Origin of the sequence: Pseudotenacibaculum sp. MALMAid0570 (assembly GCF_040151415.1) — a bacterium.
In the GTDB taxonomy this organism is placed as follows: Bacteria; Bacteroidota; Bacteroidia; order Flavobacteriales; family Flavobacteriaceae; genus Polaribacter.
The window spans coordinates 15,150-34,674 of the sequence record NZ_JBDKWF010000048.1; the positions used below are offsets into that span (position 1 = coordinate 15,150).

Annotated in this window: 23 protein-coding genes; 14 read left to right on the forward strand and 9 right to left on the reverse strand. The window is 31.0% G+C overall.

Annotation, left to right across the window (positions count from 1 at the left end; translation table 11 throughout):
* Positions 1–19: 19 nt before the first annotated feature.
* The 7 genes from AAON49_RS08220 (at position 20) to AAON49_RS08250 (ending at position 7,515) form a co-directional block, all read left to right on the forward strand.
* A complete protein-coding gene (locus tag AAON49_RS08220; RefSeq protein ID WP_349554035.1) occupies positions 20–679 on the forward strand; it encodes an ABC transporter ATP-binding protein in 660 nt (219 codons plus the stop codon).
* Positions 679–1,314, forward strand: coding sequence for a CPBP family glutamic-type intramembrane protease (locus tag AAON49_RS08225; protein ID WP_349554036.1), 636 nt, complete (start codon positions 679–681; stop codon positions 1,312–1,314). The genes AAON49_RS08220 and AAON49_RS08225 overlap by 1 nt, the downstream gene beginning before the upstream one ends.
* The gene (locus tag AAON49_RS08230; protein ID WP_349554037.1) at positions 1,301–2,068 is read left to right on the forward strand and encodes a TIGR02757 family protein; all 768 of its coding nucleotides are present in this window, start codon (positions 1,301–1,303) and stop codon (positions 2,066–2,068) included. Before AAON49_RS08225 ends, AAON49_RS08230 begins: the two co-directional genes overlap by 14 nt.
* A gap of 89 nt (positions 2,069–2,157) precedes the next feature.
* Positions 2,158–3,642, forward strand: coding sequence for a S10 family peptidase (locus AAON49_RS08235; protein WP_349554038.1), 1,485 nt, complete (start codon positions 2,158–2,160; stop codon positions 3,640–3,642).
* Positions 3,643–3,658: 16 nt separating this feature from the next.
* Positions 3,659–5,614 (forward strand): BatA domain-containing protein, encoded by a 1,956-nt coding sequence (locus AAON49_RS08240; protein WP_349554039.1) that lies wholly within the window; start codon positions 3,659–3,661, stop codon positions 5,612–5,614.
* Positions 5,611–6,867 (forward strand): dihydroorotase, encoded by a 1,257-nt coding sequence (locus tag AAON49_RS08245; protein ID WP_349554040.1) that lies wholly within the window; start codon positions 5,611–5,613, stop codon positions 6,865–6,867. The genes AAON49_RS08240 and AAON49_RS08245 overlap by 4 nt, the downstream gene beginning before the upstream one ends.
* On the forward strand, positions 6,868–7,515 hold the full coding sequence (locus tag AAON49_RS08250) for an alpha/beta hydrolase (protein ID WP_349554041.1): 648 nt from the start codon (positions 6,868–6,870) through the stop codon (positions 7,513–7,515). It abuts the gene before it with no gap.
* Here the strand turns inward: AAON49_RS08250 and AAON49_RS08255 are convergent.
* Positions 7,510–8,271: an MBL fold metallo-hydrolase gene (locus AAON49_RS08255; protein ID WP_349554042.1), complete on the reverse strand. Its 762-nt coding sequence runs from the start codon at positions 8,269–8,271 to the stop codon at positions 7,510–7,512. The two genes, AAON49_RS08250 and AAON49_RS08255, sit on opposite strands and share 6 nt — an antisense overlap.
* Positions 8,272–8,349: 78 nt before the next feature.
* Here AAON49_RS08255 and AAON49_RS08260 point away from each other — a divergent pair, with 78 nt between their 5' ends.
* The 4 genes from AAON49_RS08260 to AAON49_RS08275 all read left to right on the forward strand — a co-directional run bounded on the left by AAON49_RS08260 (position 8,350) and on the right by AAON49_RS08275 (position 11,519).
* A complete protein-coding gene (locus AAON49_RS08260; protein ID WP_349554043.1) occupies positions 8,350–9,801 on the forward strand; it encodes a TonB-dependent receptor in 1,452 nt (483 codons plus the stop codon).
* 103 nt (positions 9,802–9,904) lie between these two features.
* Entirely contained in the window at positions 9,905–10,453 is a 549-nt protein-coding gene (locus tag AAON49_RS08265; protein ID WP_349554044.1) for an RNA polymerase sigma factor, read from the forward strand.
* 35 nt (positions 10,454–10,488) lie between these two features.
* Positions 10,489–11,037, forward strand: coding sequence for a hypothetical protein (locus AAON49_RS08270; RefSeq protein ID WP_349554045.1), 549 nt, complete (start codon positions 10,489–10,491; stop codon positions 11,035–11,037).
* A gap of 2 nt (positions 11,038–11,039) precedes the next feature.
* Positions 11,040–11,519: a hypothetical protein gene (locus AAON49_RS08275; RefSeq protein WP_349554046.1), complete on the forward strand. Its 480-nt coding sequence runs from the start codon at positions 11,040–11,042 to the stop codon at positions 11,517–11,519.
* A gap of 27 nt (positions 11,520–11,546) precedes the next feature.
* On the opposite strand, the gene AAON49_RS08280 is transcribed toward AAON49_RS08275, so the two are convergent.
* From AAON49_RS08280 to AAON49_RS08300, 5 genes are all read right to left on the reverse strand, one after another.
* Positions 11,547–11,744, reverse strand: coding sequence for a hypothetical protein (locus AAON49_RS08280; RefSeq protein WP_349554047.1), 198 nt, complete (start codon positions 11,742–11,744; stop codon positions 11,547–11,549).
* Between the two features lie 125 nt (positions 11,745–11,869).
* On the reverse strand, positions 11,870–12,121 hold the full coding sequence (locus AAON49_RS08285; RefSeq protein WP_349554048.1) for a hypothetical protein: 252 nt from the start codon (positions 12,119–12,121) through the stop codon (positions 11,870–11,872).
* Positions 12,122–12,180: 59 nt separating this feature from the next.
* The gene (locus AAON49_RS08290; RefSeq protein ID WP_349554049.1) at positions 12,181–12,873 is read right to left on the reverse strand and encodes an HAD family hydrolase; all 693 of its coding nucleotides are present in this window, start codon (positions 12,871–12,873) and stop codon (positions 12,181–12,183) included.
* Positions 12,866–13,603 (reverse strand): 3-deoxy-manno-octulosonate cytidylyltransferase, encoded by a 738-nt coding sequence (kdsB, locus tag AAON49_RS08295; RefSeq protein WP_349554050.1) that lies wholly within the window; start codon positions 13,601–13,603, stop codon positions 12,866–12,868. Before kdsB ends, AAON49_RS08290 begins: the two co-directional genes overlap by 8 nt.
* Before the next feature lie 250 nt (positions 13,604–13,853).
* A complete protein-coding gene (locus AAON49_RS08300; protein WP_349554051.1) occupies positions 13,854–14,825 on the reverse strand; it encodes a type I phosphomannose isomerase catalytic subunit in 972 nt (323 codons plus the stop codon).
* 108 nt (positions 14,826–14,933) lie between these two features.
* Between AAON49_RS08300 and AAON49_RS08305 the strand changes: the two genes are divergently transcribed.
* The 3 genes from AAON49_RS08305 (at position 14,934) to AAON49_RS08315 (ending at position 17,809) form a co-directional block, all read left to right on the forward strand.
* Positions 14,934–16,121 carry an acetyltransferase domain-containing protein gene (locus AAON49_RS08305; RefSeq protein ID WP_349554052.1) on the forward strand — a complete coding sequence of 396 codons (1,188 nt, stop codon included), beginning with the start codon at positions 14,934–14,936 and terminating at the stop codon, positions 16,119–16,121.
* A 49-nt stretch (positions 16,122–16,170) separates the two neighbouring features.
* The gene (locus AAON49_RS08310; RefSeq protein ID WP_349554053.1) at positions 16,171–16,899 is read left to right on the forward strand and encodes a DUF6090 family protein; all 729 of its coding nucleotides are present in this window, start codon (positions 16,171–16,173) and stop codon (positions 16,897–16,899) included.
* 100 nt (positions 16,900–16,999) lie between these two features.
* Complete coding sequence (locus tag AAON49_RS08315; RefSeq protein ID WP_349554054.1) at positions 17,000–17,809, forward strand: DUF6090 family protein; 810 nt, start codon at positions 17,000–17,002, stop codon at positions 17,807–17,809.
* A gap of 8 nt (positions 17,810–17,817) precedes the next feature.
* On the opposite strand, the gene AAON49_RS08320 is transcribed toward AAON49_RS08315, so the two are convergent.
* The 3 genes from AAON49_RS08320 to AAON49_RS08330 are packed head-to-tail and all read right to left on the reverse strand — an operon-like array spanning position 17,818 to position 19,516.
* Positions 17,818–18,231 (reverse strand): 6-pyruvoyl trahydropterin synthase family protein, encoded by a 414-nt coding sequence (locus AAON49_RS08320; RefSeq protein ID WP_349554055.1) that lies wholly within the window; start codon positions 18,229–18,231, stop codon positions 17,818–17,820.
* The gene (gene idi, locus AAON49_RS08325) at positions 18,224–18,742 is read right to left on the reverse strand and encodes an isopentenyl-diphosphate Delta-isomerase (RefSeq protein WP_349554056.1); all 519 of its coding nucleotides are present in this window, start codon (positions 18,740–18,742) and stop codon (positions 18,224–18,226) included. Before idi ends, AAON49_RS08320 begins: the two co-directional genes overlap by 8 nt.
* Positions 18,743–18,802: 60 nt before the next feature.
* Positions 18,803–19,516 (reverse strand): hypothetical protein, encoded by a 714-nt coding sequence (locus AAON49_RS08330; RefSeq protein WP_349554057.1) that lies wholly within the window; start codon positions 19,514–19,516, stop codon positions 18,803–18,805.
* Positions 19,517–19,525 lie beyond the last annotated feature (9 nt).

Below are 19,525 nucleotides of genomic sequence, written 5' to 3' on the forward strand. Positions count from 1 at the left end.
TATCATTAAGTGCTCAAGGATGGTTATTGCAAAGAACATACATAAATATTACGGAGAAGTAGAAGTATTAAAAGGTGTAAACCTTGAGATACAAAAAGGTGAAATTGTTGCCATTGTAGGACCATCAGGTGCTGGAAAAACTACTCTTCTACAAATTCTTGGAACTCTTGACAAGCCAATTAAAGAACAAGACTTTGAACTTAGTATTAATAACGTATCGTTAAAATCCTTATCCGATAAACAAGTTTCTTCTTTTAGAAATCAACACATTGGATACATTTTTCAATTCCATCAATTATTACCAGAGTTTACAGCATTAGAAAATGTATGTATTCCTGCATTTATTGGAAAAAAAGACAAATTAGAAACTGAAAAATCTGCTAAAGAAATTCTCACATTTTTAGGTCTAGAAAATCGTTTTCATCACAAACCCAATGAACTTTCTGGTGGAGAACAACAAAGAGTGGCAGTTGCTAGAGCTTTGATTAACAATCCTTCAATTATTTTAGCAGATGAACCCAGTGGGAATTTAGACTCTGCCTCTGCTGAAAATCTTCATAAGTTATTCTTTGAGCTTAGAGATAAATTCAATCAAACATTTATTATTGTAACACACAATGAAGAATTAGCTGATATGGCTGACAGAAAATTAACAATGAAAGATGGAGTGATTATCTAATGAACACGCTTACCGACTTATTTAAATTCCTTAAGAACCCTGTATTAGAGAGTGATCCCAATACAAACTTACTCTACAAGCTTAAGGTATTTATCATTCTCTTGATAACGTGTTTTACCATTTCTTTTTTCTTGTCTATTATTATTGGAATTATATATAGTTCTGGCCTTATAGAAAACGATTATCACGCCTTTGACGATTTAAAAGAGCTCTCTAATTACAAGATTTTTCTAATTGTTGCTGTAATGGCTCCCTTGATTGAAGAAGCTATATTTAGAGCACCTTTAGTACTCTTTAAATCCCCTTTAAAGTTATACATGAAACCAATACCTTTTTCTAATTGGAAAATAGTATTCCCTACTATTAATATTCGTTTCTTAGAAAATCCAAAGGTCTTTAGAATAGCATTTTACTTATTTTCAATTGCTTTTGGGTTTATTCATCTTTTCAATTATCAGTTAGACACTTTTATTATCCTCTTTTCACCTATACTAATTTCTCCTCAGTTAGTTTTGGGCCTTGTTTTTGGTTTCATTAGAGTTCGTTTAGGCCTTCCTTGGGCTATACTTATACATTCAGCATATAACGGTATTTTAGTTTTACTTTTTATTCTTGCTAAAAATGTCGTTCAGTAAAAGTGAGTTAAAAGATTTTTTAGATGCTAAGGTTGAGAAATACAACACCTTGTCCTTTATTGATTCAGATCCTATTCAAATTCCTCATTTATTTTCTAAAAAAGAAGATATCGAAATTTCAGGATTTCTATCTGCAACAATTGCTTGGGGAAATAGAAAAATGATTATCAAAAACGCAAAACGGTTGATGGAGATCATGGATTATGCGCCTTATGACTTTGTTTTAAACCACAGTGAAAAAGATCTAAGTAATTGTGGGTTTGTTCATCGTACTTTTAATGCAATAGACCTTACATGTTTCATCAAATCTTTGCAAAATATCTATAAGAAACATAAAGGTTTAGAGTTTCTTTTACTTCCTGAGATACAAGAAGAAAACTACCAAAATTCAATTGCTAATTTTAAATCTATTTTTTTTGAACTTCCACACCAAACAAGGACAGAAAAACATATTTCTAATCCCTTAAAAAATTCAGCAGCTAAAAGAATTCACATGTTCCTAAGATGGATGGTTCGTCAAGACAAAACAGGTGTAGATTTCGGACTCTGGAAATCTCATTCGCCGTCAAAGCTATCATGCCCTTTAGATGTTCATTCTGGAAACGTTGCTAGAAAACTTCAATTGCTGAAAAGAAAACAAAACGATTGGAAAGCATTGCAAGAACTGGACTCATCTTTACGATCCTTTGATTCAACCGATCCTGTTAAATATGATTTTGCTCTTTTTGGCTTAGGAGTTTTTGAAAAATTTTAATCAATATTCACTCTATTGTTTAATTAACATTTCTCTTATACATAAGTCATTTTTTTCCGCTAAATTAGACGTCCTTAATTTACTTTCTCATGAAAAAAATTCTACTTTTTCTAGCTTTAATCCTAGCTATCCATATTAATGCTCAAGACAACAGAATCCCTGTAGACACTACAGTAGTCACAAGCAATGAAGTGATTATTAGAGGGAAAAAAGTAACCTATAAAGCTGTTACTGGTATGCAGCCCGTATGGAATGACAACGGTGAAGTTATAGCTTCTTTATATTATACTTACTACAGGAGAACCAATGTGAAAAACGGAAACAAGAGACCAATTATTATGTCTTTCAACGGCGGACCTGGTTCTGCATCTGTTTGGATGCATATTGCTTATACTGGTCCTAAGGTTCTGAATATTGATGATGAAGGATATCCTATACAGCCCTATGGTGTAAAAGACAATCCAAACTCTATATTAGATGTCGCAGACATTGTATATGTAAACCCAGTAAATACTGGATATTCAAGACCTGTTGTGAAAAAAGGAGAAAAAGTAGACAAATCGAAATTTTTTGGAATTAATGCCGATGTCAAATACTTAGCAGGTTGGCTCAACACATTCATCACTAGAAATAATAGATGGCAATCTCCTAAATACATCATTGGAGAAAGTTATGGCGGCACAAGAGTAATGGGCTTGGCTGCAGAATTACAAAACAGTCAATGGATGTATTTAAATGGTGTAATTATGGTTTCTCCTGCAGATTACTTAGTACTAAGAACAGGAAGCGCAGTAGAATCTGCAATAAATCTTCCGTATTATACAGCGGCAGCTTGGTATCACAAAATGCTTCCTGCAGAACTACAGAACAAAGATTTACTTGAAGTATTACCTCTTGCCGAATCTTATGCTATTAATGAGCTAATCCCAGCAATGGCAAAGGGTGGCTTTATATCAAAAGAAGAGAGAAACAAAGTTGCCGAACGAATTTCTTATTTCTCAGGAATTCAAAAGAAAGTGGTTTTACAACATAATTTAGATATTCCAAAAAGCTATTTCTGGAAAGAACTTTTGAGAGATAAAAACGGTATGACAATAGGAAGATTAGATTCAAGATACAATGGTTTAGATAAGAGAATTGCTGGAGATAGCCCAGATTATAACTCAGAACTAACCTCTTGGCTACATTCTTTCACTCCGGCTATTAATTACTACATACGAGAGCATCTAAATTTTAAAACTGATGTTAAATACAATGTTTTTGGACCAGTAAATCCTTGGGATCGAAGAAATAATAATGTAAGAGAAGGTCTACGCCAAGCAATGGCTCAGAATCCGTATTTAAAAGTATTGATACAATCTGGCTATTATGATGGAGCGACCACATATTTTAATGCAAAATATACCATGTGGCAAATAGATCCAAGCGGAAGAATGAAAGATAGATTTGAGTTTAAGGGATATAGAAGTGGTCATATGATGTACTTGCGTAATGAAGATCTTAAGAAATCTAATGATGATTTACGAGAATTCATTAGAAATAGTTCTGCAAATGGTAAAGCTGCAAAGTATTAATTTACAGGAATAGTATATGCAATTTAAACATCCCGAAATATTCTATTTACTTCTGCTATTAATTATACCAATTTTAGTACACCTATTTCAATTGCAGAAGTTTAAAAAAATTGCATTTACCAATGTAGCATTTTTAAAAAAAATTAGCCTAGAAACAAGGAAGAGTTCGCGAGTGAAAAAGTGGTTAATTTTAACCACAAGAATACTAGGACTTTTAGCGTTACTTTTTGTTTTCTCACAACCATATTTTAGTTCTAAAAAATTTAATGAAAAAAATCATAATTTAATTTACCTAGACAACTCTATGAGTTTAAACACCAATGGAAATAATGGTAATGAATTAATGTTAGCTGCTCAAGAAATTATAGAAAATGCATCAGACTTTGACACGTATACTTTAGCAACAAATGATCATATTTATGAGGATATTAATAAAAATCAGCTTAGTGAATTATTAAAAAACATCAAAGTATCATCAAAATTCAGCAACATTGAACAAAAAATACTAGAATTTGAGAATAAAATAAAAAATACAACTAAAACTTTATATAATATTGTTTTAATTTCTGATTTTCAAATACATAGAAAAAATAAAAAAGATAAGTTTACAAATGTAAATAGCCTTTTTTCTTTTATAAAAATAGATCAAAATCAAAAAAACAATGTTTCAATAGATAGTATTTACATTTCAAACAACAATTCTGAAGAAATTAAAATTTCTGTTACTGTAAGAAATCAAGGTGAAGAAAAAAACAACATTCCTATCGCTTTGTACAATGATGAACAACTCATCAATAAACGCTCCTTCTCTATCGAAGAAAACAATACAAAAAATATTGAGTTCTCAATTCCTAAAACTACGAAATTCAATGGAAAAATACAAGTAACTTTTAACGATATTTTTTTATTTGATAATACATTTTTTTTCAGCATTAATTCTCAAGAAAAAATTAATATTCTCAGCATAGGAGAAACCTCAAATTCGCTTCGTAGAGTTTTCACAGAAAGTGATTTTAATTTTTCAAATTCCACATTACAAAATGTAAATTTCAACTCTATTCCAAATCAACAATTGATTATCTTAAATCAACTTGAAAATATCACAAATGCTCTTCAGAACTCTTTAGTACAATTTCTAAAAGATGGTGGCCACCTTTTAATCATCCCAAATGAAAAGTCTGAAATAGCGTCATACAATACTTTTTTTAGAAAATTTGCTAACGGATCCATTAATAATATCAAATCAGATTCTCTAAAAATTACTAACATCAATTACGATCATCCATTATATACCAACGTTTTTTCTAAAAAAGTAACAAATTTTCAATATCCATCAGTATCTAGAAGCTACTCTAGTTCTTTAAAAGGTGACAAGATCATATCTTTTGAAAATAAAACGGCTTTCTTACAAGAAGTTGACAATTCTTACACTAAAGTTTATTGGTTTTCATCTCCCTTAAACATTGAGATTACAAATTTTAGCAATTCGCCATTAATTGTTCCTACTCTTTACAATATAGGTCAACAAAGTCTTCAAACATCTAAACCCTACTACATCCTACAAAAAGAGAATGTTATAGAAGTGAATCAAAAGCTTAGCAAAGATCAAATCTTAAAAATTTCCAATACAAACAGCTCTTTTATTCCTTTGCAGCAATCTTTTTCCAACAAAGTAAGACTTCTTACAAATGAGCAACCAAAGACACCTGGTTTCTATACAATCACTTTAGACGAAAAATCGCTAACTACCATTGCTTACAACGTAAACAAAGAAGAAAGTTCTCTTTTGTATTACACTAAAAACGAATTAAAAAGCAAGCTGTCTAACCTAACAATTTATGACTCTATTGAAGGTTTTTTTACAAAAATCAATCAAAAAAATGAAGTTCAATGGCTATGGAAGTTGTTTTTGGCAATTGCAATCGTATCTTTGCTGCTGGAAATTTTAATTTTAAAATTCTTCAGAACATGACCACGCTTTTAAAATCGGCTACGATTATAGATGCTTCAAGCCCACATCATCAACAAACAAAAGACATTTTAATCGTTAACGGGAAGATTGCCAAAATTGCCAATTCTATAAAGCCGGAATCCAACTATAAAGTTATTCAATTAGACAACCTACATGTTTCTTGCGGATGGTTTGACACCAGTGTTAGCTTGGGAGAACCAGGATATGAAGAGAGAGAAACTATTGCTCACGGAATTACCGTTGCAGCTAAAAGCGGCTTCACTACTATAGCTGTTAACCCCAACACTAATCCAGTAATAGATTCAAAATCTGATGTTGAGTTTTTAATCAACAAAGCAGCTAATTCTGCTACTAAATTGGTTCCTATTGGAGCATTAACCAAAGGATGCGAAGGAAATGAATTAGCAGAAATGTATGACATGCAACAATCTGGAGCTGTCGCTTTTGGAGATTATAATAAATCTATTTCCAATGATAATTTATTAAAAATCGCTCTTTTATACGCTCAAAACTTTGACGGTTTAGTATTGAGCTTCCCTAAAAACAAAGCCATCACGGGTGAAGGAATTGTTAATGAAGGAATAAACAGCACTAGACTTGGTTTAAAAGGAGCTCCAGCTCTAGCAGAAGAAATTCAAGTTGCAAGAGATCTTTTCTTACTAGAATACACAGGAGGCAGATTACATATCCCTACTATTTCTTCAGCCAAATCTGTACAGCTTATTAAAGAAGCAAAGAAAAAAGGACTTCAGGTAACTTGTAGTGTTACTGCTCATCACTTACTTCTTACCGATGAAGAATTAGAAGGTTTTGATAGCAATGTAAAAGTAACACCTCCTCTTCGTACAAAAAAAGACACAAGAGCTCTTATTAAAGGAGTTAAAGATGGAATAATAGATGTGATTACTTCTGATCATAATCCAATAGATATAGAAAATAAAAAGTTAGAATTTAGCTTGGCTAAAAACGGAACTATTGGTATGGAAAGCTTATTTGGAGCTGTAAATTCTCAGCTAGATATTGAAACAACCATAAAAGCCCTTACAGTAAACCCTAGAAAGATTTTCAATCAAAAAAATTCTTTTATAGCTAAAGATCAAGAGGCAAATTTAACTTTATTTAACCCTGAAATAATATATACTTTCTCTGAAAAAGACATTCTTTCTTCCTCTAAAAACTCTGCCTTTAACGGAAAAGAGTTAAAAGGAAAAGCCTATGGAATTTATGCTAACAAAAAATTGGTTCTTAACTAAATGAGCAACTCTTCTTTACACTACGTTGTTAGAACACCTAAAACTGACAGTAGTTCACCAGCTTTATTAGTATTACTGCACGGTTATGGAAGTAACGAATTAGATTTATTTTCTTTCGCTGATGAACTACCTGAAGAATTATTAATTGTAAGTGTACGAGCTCCATACGAAATGGGCTTTGGAGGGTATGCTTGGTATGCACTTAGTATAGATGAAGAGAATAATAAATTCTCAGACCTAGTTCAAGCTAGAGATTCTATGGTAAAAATTGCGGACTTAATTGATGAACTTCAATCTAAATACAATACAAATCCTCAGAAAACCTTCTTATTAGGCTTTAGTCAAGGAGCTATTTTGAGTTATGCAGTAAGTTTTAACTTTCCCAATAAAGTTCAACATGTAGTTGCCTTGAGCGGCTATATCAATCATGATCTTTTACCTGCTGAAATAGAAAATAAGTTTAGCACTGATTATTATATCTCTCATGGTTATGTAGATCAAGTAATTCCTGTAGATGACGCTAGAAAAGCTTCGCCCTTTTTAACTTCTTTAGGGTTACAGAACGATTACTCTGAATATCCTGTAGGTCACGGAGTAGCTCCTCAAAATTTCTTTAGCTTTAAAAAATGGATTGAAGAACGCTTATAAATCAATTTGTAATCCATCATAGCTTAAGAACACGTTTTCTGGCAATAGTTTTTCTACCTCAGCATGAAATCCTAGCTTATGACTGATGTGAGAGAAATAAGCTTTTTTAGGTTTAATTTCCTCAACAAATGCAATTGCTTGTTCTAGATTTAAATGCGTAGGATGTTCCTCTATACGCAATGCATTCACAATAAGTATATCAAGATTTTTTAGCTTTTCTTTTTCTGCTTCAGAAATAGTTTTTAAATCAGTTATATAAGCTGCATTCCCAAATCTGTAGGCAGTTATTGGAAGTTTCCCATGCATGACCTCAATAGGCCTAACCTCTAGACCTTTCAAAGTAAAAGGGGCTTCTGAAATAACATTCTCTTCAAGCTTAGGAGCTCCTTCATATCTATTTTCTGTTTCAAAAATATAGGCAAAACGAATTTTTAAATTGTCTATCACTCTTTTTTTAGCATAAATAGGTACTTCTCCCATTTGATAGCAATAAGGCCTTAAATCATCCAATCCTGCTGTATGATCTGAATGCTCATGCGTAAACAAAACTCCATTAATAGATTGCACATTCTCTCGTAACATCTGTTGACGAAAATCTGGTCCACAATCTACAATATACCTCGCTCCTTCCCATTCTATCATTATTGATGAGCGTAATCTTTTATCTCTTATGTCGGTTGACAAACAAACTGGATCATTGTTTGCAATCATGGGAATTCCTTGCGAAGTTCCTGTTCCTAAAAAAGTAATCTTCATATATCACAAAAATAGCATAAAAATTAAAGGTTGATTTTTAAATTTAGTACATTTGTTTTTCAAGTTAAACCTAGTAAAATGGCTATTTCTTTAAAAGGAGATCAGAAAATAAGTAGTGTTCCAGCTACAAAAACAAAAGCACTACGAATTAATTTAAACACAGATATCTACGGAACCTTTGCAGAAATTGGTGCAGGCCAGGAAACAGTACGTAATTTCTTTAGAGCTGGTGGTGCTTCTGGAACCATAGCAAAAGCTATGAGTGCTTATGATAAAGATTTCTCTGATGCTATTTATGGAATTGAAGAAGATGGACGTTATGTTACTGAACCTAGATTGATAAGAATGCTTCGTCATGAAGTTGACTTAATTGAAGACAGGCTTAGCAGAAGAAAACATCCAGATAAATTGTTCTTTAGTTATGCAAATACTGTGGCTACAATTGATTTTTCTAAAAAATTCAAAGGGCACGGTTGGGTAGGAATTCGTTTTCAACTAGATCCTTTAGAAGATTATAATGAAATTGTTTTACATCTTCGTTTCAAAGAAACAGATGCTAGATTGCAACAAGAAACATTAGGTATTTTAGGTGTTAACTTGATTTATGGAGCATTTTATCTGAACGACAATCCAAAAGAGCTTTTAAAATCATTTTATGATAACTTACATAAAGACCAGCTAGAAATTGACATGATTAATTTCTCTGGACCAAGATTTATGTATGTAGATAACCGATTAATGAGTTTACAGTTAGTTAAGAATGAAATGACTAATGCCGTAATGTTTGGACCAGATGGTAACAACTTACTTCCTGCTCAAGTTTTGTATAAGAAAAATATTTTGGCCTTGCGTGGTAGTTTCAGACCAGTAACAAAGGTTAATATGGATATGTTTGAAAATGCCAAACAATTATTCTTTGACGAAAGCAAGGTAGACCCTGATAATTCTCAAATTATTTTTGAAATCACCCTTAGTAATTTACGTGCTGAAGGAGAAATTAATGAAAGAGATTTCTTAGACAGAGCAGAATTGCTATGTTCTTTAGGACAAAATGTAATGATTACCAATTTCCAAGAATACTTTAAACTAGTTGAATATTTCAGTGAATTTACTAAAGCTCGTATGGCTCTAGCCATGGGAGTCTATAATCTGATCCAAATATTTGATGAGAAATACTATCGTCACTTAAGTGGTGGAATTCTTGAGGCTTTTGGAAAATTATTCTACAGAGATTTAAAAGTATACATGTATCCGTACAAGGATGATGAATCTGGAGAATATATCACCAGTGAAAACTTAAAAGTTCATCCACGTATGAAAGAACTATACAAGTTCTTTAAAAACAACGGAAAGCTAGTAGATATTAAAGATTTCGACAAAAAAATACTTCACATTTTCTCACGTAAAGTATTAAGAATGATTTCTGAAGGAGAAGAAGGTTGGGAAAAAATGTTACCAGAAGGAGTCTCTGAAACTATTGTACAAAATAGATTGTTTGGATACTCAAGATCTCGTCGTTTAAAAAGATAGTTTTGGATTAGCATACCGAAATCTTCTAACAATCCAATTTCAAAAATCAACTATTGGTTAAACCTTCCTATATTTACTAGGTCTAAGAAGAAAACTAGTTAATTTGGTAGATGAAATAACTTTAGTTGAACAACTTCAAGATGTTCAAACCAAAGAGCAAGCTTTTCGTGTATTAATCAATGAATACAAGGAGCGCTTATATTGGCACATCCGAAAGATTGTGATTTCTCATGATGATGCTGATGATGTTTTACAAAATACCTTTATTAAAGTTTTTCGTGGAATAGACAATTTCAAACAAGACAGTAAATTATATTCTTGGATGTATAGAATTGCTACAAACGAATCGATTACGTTTTTGAATAAAAGAGCTAAACAACGAAGTGTTGATATTAGTGAAATCAAACAAGAACTAGTTGCTAATTTAAGCTCAGATGATTGGTTTACAGGTGATGAAATCCAGTTGATTTTACAAAAAGCAATAGCAACTTTACCAGAGAAACAGCAACTGGTTTTTAACATGAAATACTATGACAACATGAAATATGATGAGATTTCTAAAATTTTAGAAACCTCAGTAGGAGCATTAAAAGCCTCTTATTTTCATGCAGTTAAAAAGATAGAAAACTATATTAAGTCAAGGGCAAATTAAACTTTTTTAAGAAAAATTTGTCTTAATAAACAGAAATGGAAAACAACAGCAAACATACAGAAGATTGGTTATCAAAACTTCCTAAGGATTCAGGATTTGAAGTTCCTCAAGGGTATTTTGATCAAGTTGAAGATGTTTTTTCAATGAATTTGAAAGAAAAATCATTTCCTAAACATACTGGTTTTGAAACTCCTTCTGATTATTTTGTTTCTTTAGAAGATCGAATTTTAGAGAATGTAGAACTACCTAAAAAAGGAAAGGTAATTCCATTAAGAACTAGAATTGCTAAATTTTCAAGCACGGCAGCGGCTGCCATAATTTTACTATTTGCAACATACATATATTTTGATAGAGAAATTACTGTTGATCCTACCTCTGATGAAATATCTACTTGGATTGATGAAAATATTGAAACAATTCTTACAGACGATATAGTGAATGCATTTGAAGACGGAGCTGAATTAGAAAACTCTTTTGTTTTTGAAAATACATTTGAAAGTGATAATATTGAAAAATACATAGACGAAAACGACACATATATCTTAATTGAAGAAACACAAGGGTTGTTTGATAAAATCAATTAATTATGAAAAACATTAGAACCATAATTCCAATACTTTTACTTTTTTTATGTGCGAATACTTTTGCACAAAAGAAAAGAATAAAGAGACCAGATCAAGACAAAATAAGACAATATAAAATTGCTTACATAACAGATCAGTTAAATTTTAATGAGAAAGAAGCTGAAAAATTTTGGCCTGTATATAATGCTCATGAAAAACAAATCTCTGAATTAAGAAAGCAGGAAAGAAGCAAGTTTTGGAAACTTATAAAAAATAAAGAAGAAATTACCAATTTATCTGAAAGTGATTCAAAAATTATGGTAGTTGCTTTCAATGAAATTCAAGATAAAATTCAAACTATTAATAAAGAATATTTTAAAAAATTAAAAAATATTCTTCCTTACAAGAAAATTTTGAAGCTAAAAATAGCTGAGATAAGCTTTAAAAGACATTTATTTGATAAGCTAAAAAAACAAAGAAGAATTAAAGACAAAAGAGAATAAAAAAAGGAAGCTAAATGCTTCCTTTTTTTATTCTCTTATAATTGCTAAACAGGCTGATAAATCGGGCTTGTTTACTGTGAACTCTTTTACCCATATGGTGAGTTCTTTAATTTCATGTGGTAATAATCTTTCTAACGCTTTTTCTAATTCTTTGCAAAATAAGTCAGAACTAAAACTTACCTTCTTTAAGACAGTTTTAGTGTACTCGTACATTGCTCTAGCCATGGGGATCTTTTTAAGTTTATTAATATAACGAAGACGAAATCGTTTTCGTATGTGCAGTAAAAATAAAAAATAAAAACCACATTGAGATTCAATGTGGTTTTCTATAAGTATAAAAAAAAGTTAATTTATAGTTTATCTACTTTTTCTAATAATTTTACAGCTTTAGACTCTAACTCGTTACCAATTGATTTAAAGTGAGCTTTTTTATTCTCTACATCCTTTGCATTTACTTTAGCAATTAATTCATCAAATGTAGCAATGGTTTCATCAATAAAAGCTTCAGTTTTTTTAGGGTCTCCTGCTTTAAATATTGCTTCATCAATAATATCTCCTAATACATAGTTGATATCTTTTTTTAAGTTCTTAATACTTGCCATATCATTCAAATTTAGGTGACAAAGTTAGCCTATTTTATCCAATTTTCTATCTATTAATACTATAATAAGGAAGGAATTTCTTTAATTGATTGTGCTATTTTATAATCTGAATTAGCTGCATCTTGGACAGAAACCTCTTCATGAGCCCAAGTAGTATGAAAAGGAACATGAATGGCAGATGCGCCAATTTCAACTAATGGTAATACATCCGACTTTAGAGAATTTCCTACCATTAAAAGTTCTTGAGGCTCTATATCTAAATGTTTGATTAATTTACGATAATCAGGAGCTTTCTTTTCACTCATCACTTCTATATGATGAAAATATTGTAACAATCCTGATTTTTCAAGTTTTCTTTCTTGATCTAATAAATCTCCTTTGGTTGCAACAATCAATCTATACTTCCCATGTAGCTGCTGTAAGACATTTTCAACTCCATCTAATAATTCAATTGGTTTTTCTAACATTTCCTTTCCAATGTCGAGGATTCTCTCAATGACTTTCTGTGAAATTGTATAATTCGACAGTTTTAAAGCACACTCAACCATAGACAACATAAACCCTTTCACCCCATAACCATACAAAGAAAGGTTTTGTATCTCTAGTTGAAAGAGTTCTTGGTCTATCTTGTTTTCTGTTTCATATTGAGAAAGTAATTGTGCAAATTTCTTTTCGGCTTCTCTAAAGTAAGTTTCGTTTACCCAAAGAGTATCATCTGCATCAAAAGCTATGATCTTGATTTGACTATGCATTTCTTTTTAATATTTCTTTTGCTTTTTCTAAATCTTCAGGAGTATCTATACCTATTACAGAGCTTTCTGTTTCGACCATTTTGATTCTCTTACCTACTTCTAAATAGCGAATTCCTTCAATGCTTTCTGCTAATTCTAAAGGTGTTTTTTCAGTATAATAAAAATCTGTTAACGCCTGTTTTCGAAATGCATATACTCCAATATGCTTATAATGCTTTACTTCTATTTCTTTGTTTCGTACAAAAGGGATTGGGCTTCGAGAAAAATACATGGCAAAATCTTCTTGATCTACAATAACTTTTACATTATTTGGATTTTGTATTTCCTCTTCATTCTTAATTTGCACTTTTAATGAAGCTAGATCTATTCCCTTATTTTGATCTTCACCAAATACTTGAATTAATTTTCGCAAAGAAACTTCATCTATAAAAGGCTCATCTCCTTGTACATTAATTACAATATCTACATTCATATGTTCAACGGCCTCTGCAATTCTATCAGATCCGCAATCATGTTCTTTCTGACTCATAATTGCTTTTCCTCCATTTTTAGATACTGTCTCGTATATAATCTCAGAATCGGTCACAACGTAAACCTCGTCAAAAAGCATCGTTTTTTTAGTTGCTTCATATGTTCTAACAATCACAGGCTTTCCTCCTAAATCTTTCATCAACTTTCCTGGAAAACGTGTAGCACTATATCGCGCTGGAATCATTGCTATAATCTTCATAAAATATCTTATCAATTATGATCCTCAAAGATACATATTTATGCATTCTTAATTTTGATGCCTTAAAATATTGAATTCGGCAAAACTTTAACGCTTCTACTGAGGAGTTTGTTCTTGTAAGGAGAGACTTATAACTACTTTTACAGCGTAAGTTTTTTACTTCTTTATAAGTAAAAAATAAAAACTTCTTAATTTGTTTAAGATGATTTTGGTTTGTTTGGAAACAGGCTCGGATATCACCGAGTCTGTTTTATTTTATATAAACTTCCAATAATTCTGAAGCTAAAGTAGCATCAATCTCAAATTCCTTCATAGATGCTGGCACCAATAATGTTTCACCCATTTTTAGTTCTTCTTGTTGATCTTCGAAGCGAAAAGTAACATTTCCTTCAACACACATATAAATTACAAAAGAATCTTTGTTCAAATGATTCACTGAAAGTTTATTACTTATAGATAGAATGTTAGTCGTAAAATAAGGGCATGAGACAATTTCAACAGGTTTGTTGGCTGTTTTTTGATAACTGGTCTTATAAGTTTGTTTCGACGTATAATCAATTGCGTCAATAGCTTCTTCGGTATGTAATTCTCTGTAATTTCCTTCAGAATCTTGCCTATCCCAATCGTAAACTCTATAAGTAATATCAGAAGTCTGTTGGATTTCTGCCAACATCACACCTGCTCCAATCGCATGAACTCTTCCTGTAGGAATAAAATAAACATCTCCTTTTTGAACTTCATCTATATTTAGAATCTTAGTCAGTGATTTACTCTCTAAATGTTCCAGATATTCTTGTTTTGTTACGTCTTTTTGAAAGCCAACAATCAAATTTGCTTGATTATCTGCCTGCATCACATACCACATTTCAGTTTTTCCAAAGGAGTTATGACGTTTCATTGCAAGATCGTCATGAGGGTGAAGTTGAATACTTAAAGCTTCTTTTGCATCTATAAACTTAATTAGTAGTGGAAACTTATCTCTAAATTGATTATAAACCTTCTCTCCTACTAAATCATCTTTATACTCTTGAATGAGTTGCTTTAAATCTTTTCCTTTTAAATCTCCATTAGCAACAATAGATATATCTCCCTCAACATCAGAAAGTTCCCAACTTTCTCCAACATCTTTTCTTTGAGATTTCTTATCGAGTAAAGTAATTAGTTTTTCACCTCCCCAAATTTTTTCTTTTAAAATAGGATTGAATTTTAAAAATTGTTTCATCTAACTAATTTAAGCTGCAAATTTAGGAGTTATTATGTTAAAATTACTATTTAAAAAAAGTAATTAACTTTGAGAGTAACAGTAAAGTACTAAATATCAATTTAATTTATGGGAATAACGAAATCAACTAGGATAGAATCTATTGACATCCTTAGAGGTCTAGTCATGGTAATTATGGCTTTAGATCACACTAGAGATTATTTTCATTTAAATGCTTTTTATTCTGTAAACCCTGAAGATCTTAATACCGCAACTCCCCTATTGTTCTTTACTAGATTCATTACTCATTTTTGCGCTCCTGTATTTATTTTTTTAGCGGGAACTTCTGCTTTTTTATACGGACAAAAAAGGACTAAAAAGGAACTTTCAAAATTTTTAATCACGCGAGGGTTTTGGCTGATCTTTGTTGAAATTTTTATCAATAATTTCTTGTGGTGGTTTGATATTTCTTTCGGTTTTATCAACTTACAAGTTATATGGGCTATTGGATTGTGTATGGTTTTATTAGGAATACTTATACATCTTCCTAAGAAAGCTCTAATTCTTATTGGATTGTTATTAATTTTCGGACACAACTTATTTGATTCTATAGTTAAAGAAGGACAAAGTTTTGAGTCAATTGTTTGGTACATCTTACATCAAATGAATGGTTTTTCTATAAGTGAATCTAGAACAATTTGGTTCTCTTACCCTATTTTACCATGGCTTGGAGTTATTACATTAGGCTACTGTTTTGGCACTTTCTATCAAAAAAATTACAGTGCAGAGTTACGAAAAAAGTGGTTACTGTATTTAGGTTTAGGATCTATCGCTTTGTTTTTAATTCTAAGAATGTCCAATATTTATGGCGATCAAATAATGTGGGAAACTCAAGATACAGTAGCAAAAACAATAATGTCGTTTTTTAAACTAAGTAAGTACCCTCCATCGTTATTGTTCCTTCTCATCACTTTAGGACCAGCATTTTTATTCCTTATAGGTATAGAAAAGGTGAAAAATAAACTTACAGATTTTCTTTTGGTTTTTGGAAGAGTTCCTTTCTTCTATTATGTTATTCACATATTTTTCATTCATGCCTTTGCAATGCTTGGAGCTGCATTGGCAGGAAACGATTGGAAAAACATGATAATTACTAATGATGTATTTGCTCAAGGAAAGTTGGCTGGTTATGGATTTAGTTTATGGATAGTTTACTTAGTTTGGATTGGAATTGTTCTACTTTTATATCCTATTTGTAAAAAATACATGAACTATAAAGCTAACAATAAAGATAAATGGTGGCTAAGCTATTTGTAACAAAAATCGAAGAATTCAAACTAACTAATAACTAATCAAGTAAACAACAATGCTTAAAATATTCAGGAGAGTTCGCCAAAAATTAATCCAACAAAATAAAGTTAGCAATTACTTACTTTATGCCATTGGAGAAATTACTTTGGTAATGATTGGTATATTATTAGCTCTACAAGTTAATAATTGGAACGAAGTAAGAAAAACCAATACGCAGTTAAAAAGTATTCTCAAGACTGTATCTCTAGACTTAGAAAGAGACACCATTGCTTCCAATAGGATTATACGTTTTTATGACACTATTAAGAAAAAAAGCGATTTAATTATACAGAAAAAACTAAACAGAAATAATTATAAAGATTGTCCTGAGTGTAGAAGTTTGGTGACCATTTATCAACCTTTTGTCATTCAAAAAAAAGGATATGAATTGTTAAAAGATTTTTCAAACGATCATCAAATCAAAACAGATACCCTCATTACTAATATCACTCAATTTTATACAACTTTTGATGTTCTTATAAAAGATAGCAATGCTTTTATCAAAGAAGAAGTTTTCAAAAACATAGAGTTCTTCAAAACTAAAGATTGGTTTGTTGATTGGACCTTAGGAGTTTATTCTAAAGAGATGATTGTATTTTTTACTGAAAGTGAAGAGTATCGAAAAATGGTAGCTGCAAATGATATTCTTGCAGGCAAAAATCATAAGCTTTTTGTTGAACTATATAGAAAAGGCGCAAATGATTTATTAAAAAAAATTAAAGAACGACTAAATAGTGACAAATAAATGGACGGATTTGACATCGTAATGGTAATTGCAATTATACTCTTTGCTAGACTAGGAGTACGTTTGTTTATTGGTTATCAAAAGCATAAAAAAAAGGACAATGATTAAATTCTTTAGAACAATAAGAAAATCTCTTATATCAGAAGGAAACACTAGTAAATATTTGAAATATGCTATTGGTGAAATAGCTTTAGTTGTTGTTGGTATTTTATTAGCATTACAAGTAAGTAATTGGAATACTAACCTTAAAAAAGAAGAACAAGAATTAAAATTTCTTGAACATATTTACGAAGATCTATCTGGAATGTTGTCTGATATTAATAGCGACTACCATTCGCTAAAGTTGGGGGACAGAAGTCATTTTAGAATATTGAATTATATTGAGAATGATCTCTCTTATAAAGATACTATGAGTTTTGATTTTTATTGGTTGGCTAAAGACGAGTATGTATATCCTGTCAGATCTACTTATGATGCAATTAAAGAAGAAGGCTTTGCTATTATTAAAAATGACTCTATTAGAAAAGGGATTCAAATTGCATATGAAAATTTCTTTCCAAGAATTAGCAAAAAGAACCCTTTTTATCCTGATTTAGAGGTTTTTTTCTCTGAATATTTACAAAATAATTTTACGATAAATTCAGATTCTACTCTCATCTCTACTGAAAAGTTCCCAAGCTATAATTTAAAATATCCTTACAAAAGACAGAGTGAAGGAAAAACGCATTATATCACAATTGGTTTTGTTCCTAAAAATTTCGAACAACTAAAAAAGGATGAAAAATTTAAAGTATTAATGCGTCAAGCATACTTGTATAGGACCTATAAAATCAGCCGATATGCAGGTGGAAAGTTTTATGTAAGTAGTCTTCTAAAATTAATTGAAAAAGAATTAAAAAACAGACAATAAGAATTAAATCATTCGCCAGAGTAACGCACGAAATTTCTTGGAGTTTCGTATAAAGTTACTTCTAGCTCTAAAGAATCTGGCAAGTGCTTTCTTAATTTCTGATAAGAAACTACACATATATTTTCTGCTGTAGGGTTTAAGGTTTTAAACTCCTCTACTTCAATATTTAGATTCTTATGATCAAAAGCATCTTCAATTTCAGAACGAATTAAGCGTTTTAGTTTTCCTAAATCATACACATAACCTGTCTCTGAGTCTATCTCGCCTGTTACAGCAACTATAATCTCATAATTATGCCCATGATAATGTGGGTTACTACACTTTCCAAAAACTGCTAGGTTTTTTTCATCAGACCAATCTGACCTATACAATCTATGAGCAGCATTAAAATGCGCTTTTCTATATCCAGTAATTCTAGGCATTAACTAATTTTGAATAAGACTCTTTAAATATGATTTTAAACCAAGCTGTGTAAATCTCAGGATTGTTTTCAATATCTTTTTTAACAGCTTCTAACGACATCCATTTATAGGATTCTACTTCTTCTTTATTAATTTTTGGATCACTATTATATCTTCCTACCATCACATGATCCAACTCGTGTTCCGTTAAACCATTATCAAAAGGAGCTTTGTATACAAACCAAAAAATTTCTTCTAAATCGCAAGTAAATCCCATCTCTTCTTGCAATCTTCTTTTCCCAGCTTCTAATGAACTTTCACCATCTCGTTGATGCGAACAACAAGTATTTGTCCATAATAACGGAGAATGATATTTCTCAGCTGCTCTTTGCTGCAACATTAATTCTCCTTGATCATTAAATACAAATACAGAAAATGCTCTGTGTAAAACAGCCTTTTCATGTGCTTCCATCTTTGGCATGAGTCCAAGTTGATTATCTTGCTCATCTACCAAAACAACTAATTCTTCCATTAATATTTTTTACCTAACAAAAATAAGAAAATGAAATCAGAGTTGATAGATTTCATTTCTTTAAGGTAATATTAAAGGTCCTAAAATTTTCATCCATAATATAAATCCTAGCACCCCACCTATCAGACCACTTAATATAAATGTTAATCTCAATGGTCTAGAGATAACTTTAAACACGATAAATAGAAATATAGCTACTCCGATTATTCCTAAAGCACAGGCAACAGTACCATCCCACAAACCTAATAATTCAGCAATCTTTTTTTCATCTCCTCCAAAATAATTACCATTCGGTGAAAAAATCTCATTAGTTATCGAAATAACAATGTTAAAAACTTGCCTTAGCCAAAATAGTGAGAGAAATATAGCTAGCCAGTCAATTAACCTCAGTCTATCTTTTTCTATTTTCCTTCTTCGATAACATAAGATTATTAAACCTATTGTTCCTGTTAATATAGTTTGTAGAACTCCTCCAATTGCAATAAATAGTCGGTCAGATTTAATTTTCTTAATTCCTTTTTCATATTCAGCCTTTTTGTCAAAAAAAGACTTGTTTTCTATTGCAATTTTATTCTCATTATAAATTTCACCAAGTTTTTTATATAAATCAGAATCTTTATAATTCATACTCCCATAATGCAGAGTAGTCTTATATCCTAAAGATTTGGCCACAACAATATGACCATACTCATGACTAATTGTACCTATTATTGTAAACAGGATAAATCCAATTATGACAAAAGCCGAATATTTACCATTAACTCTATACTCCATTAAAGATGT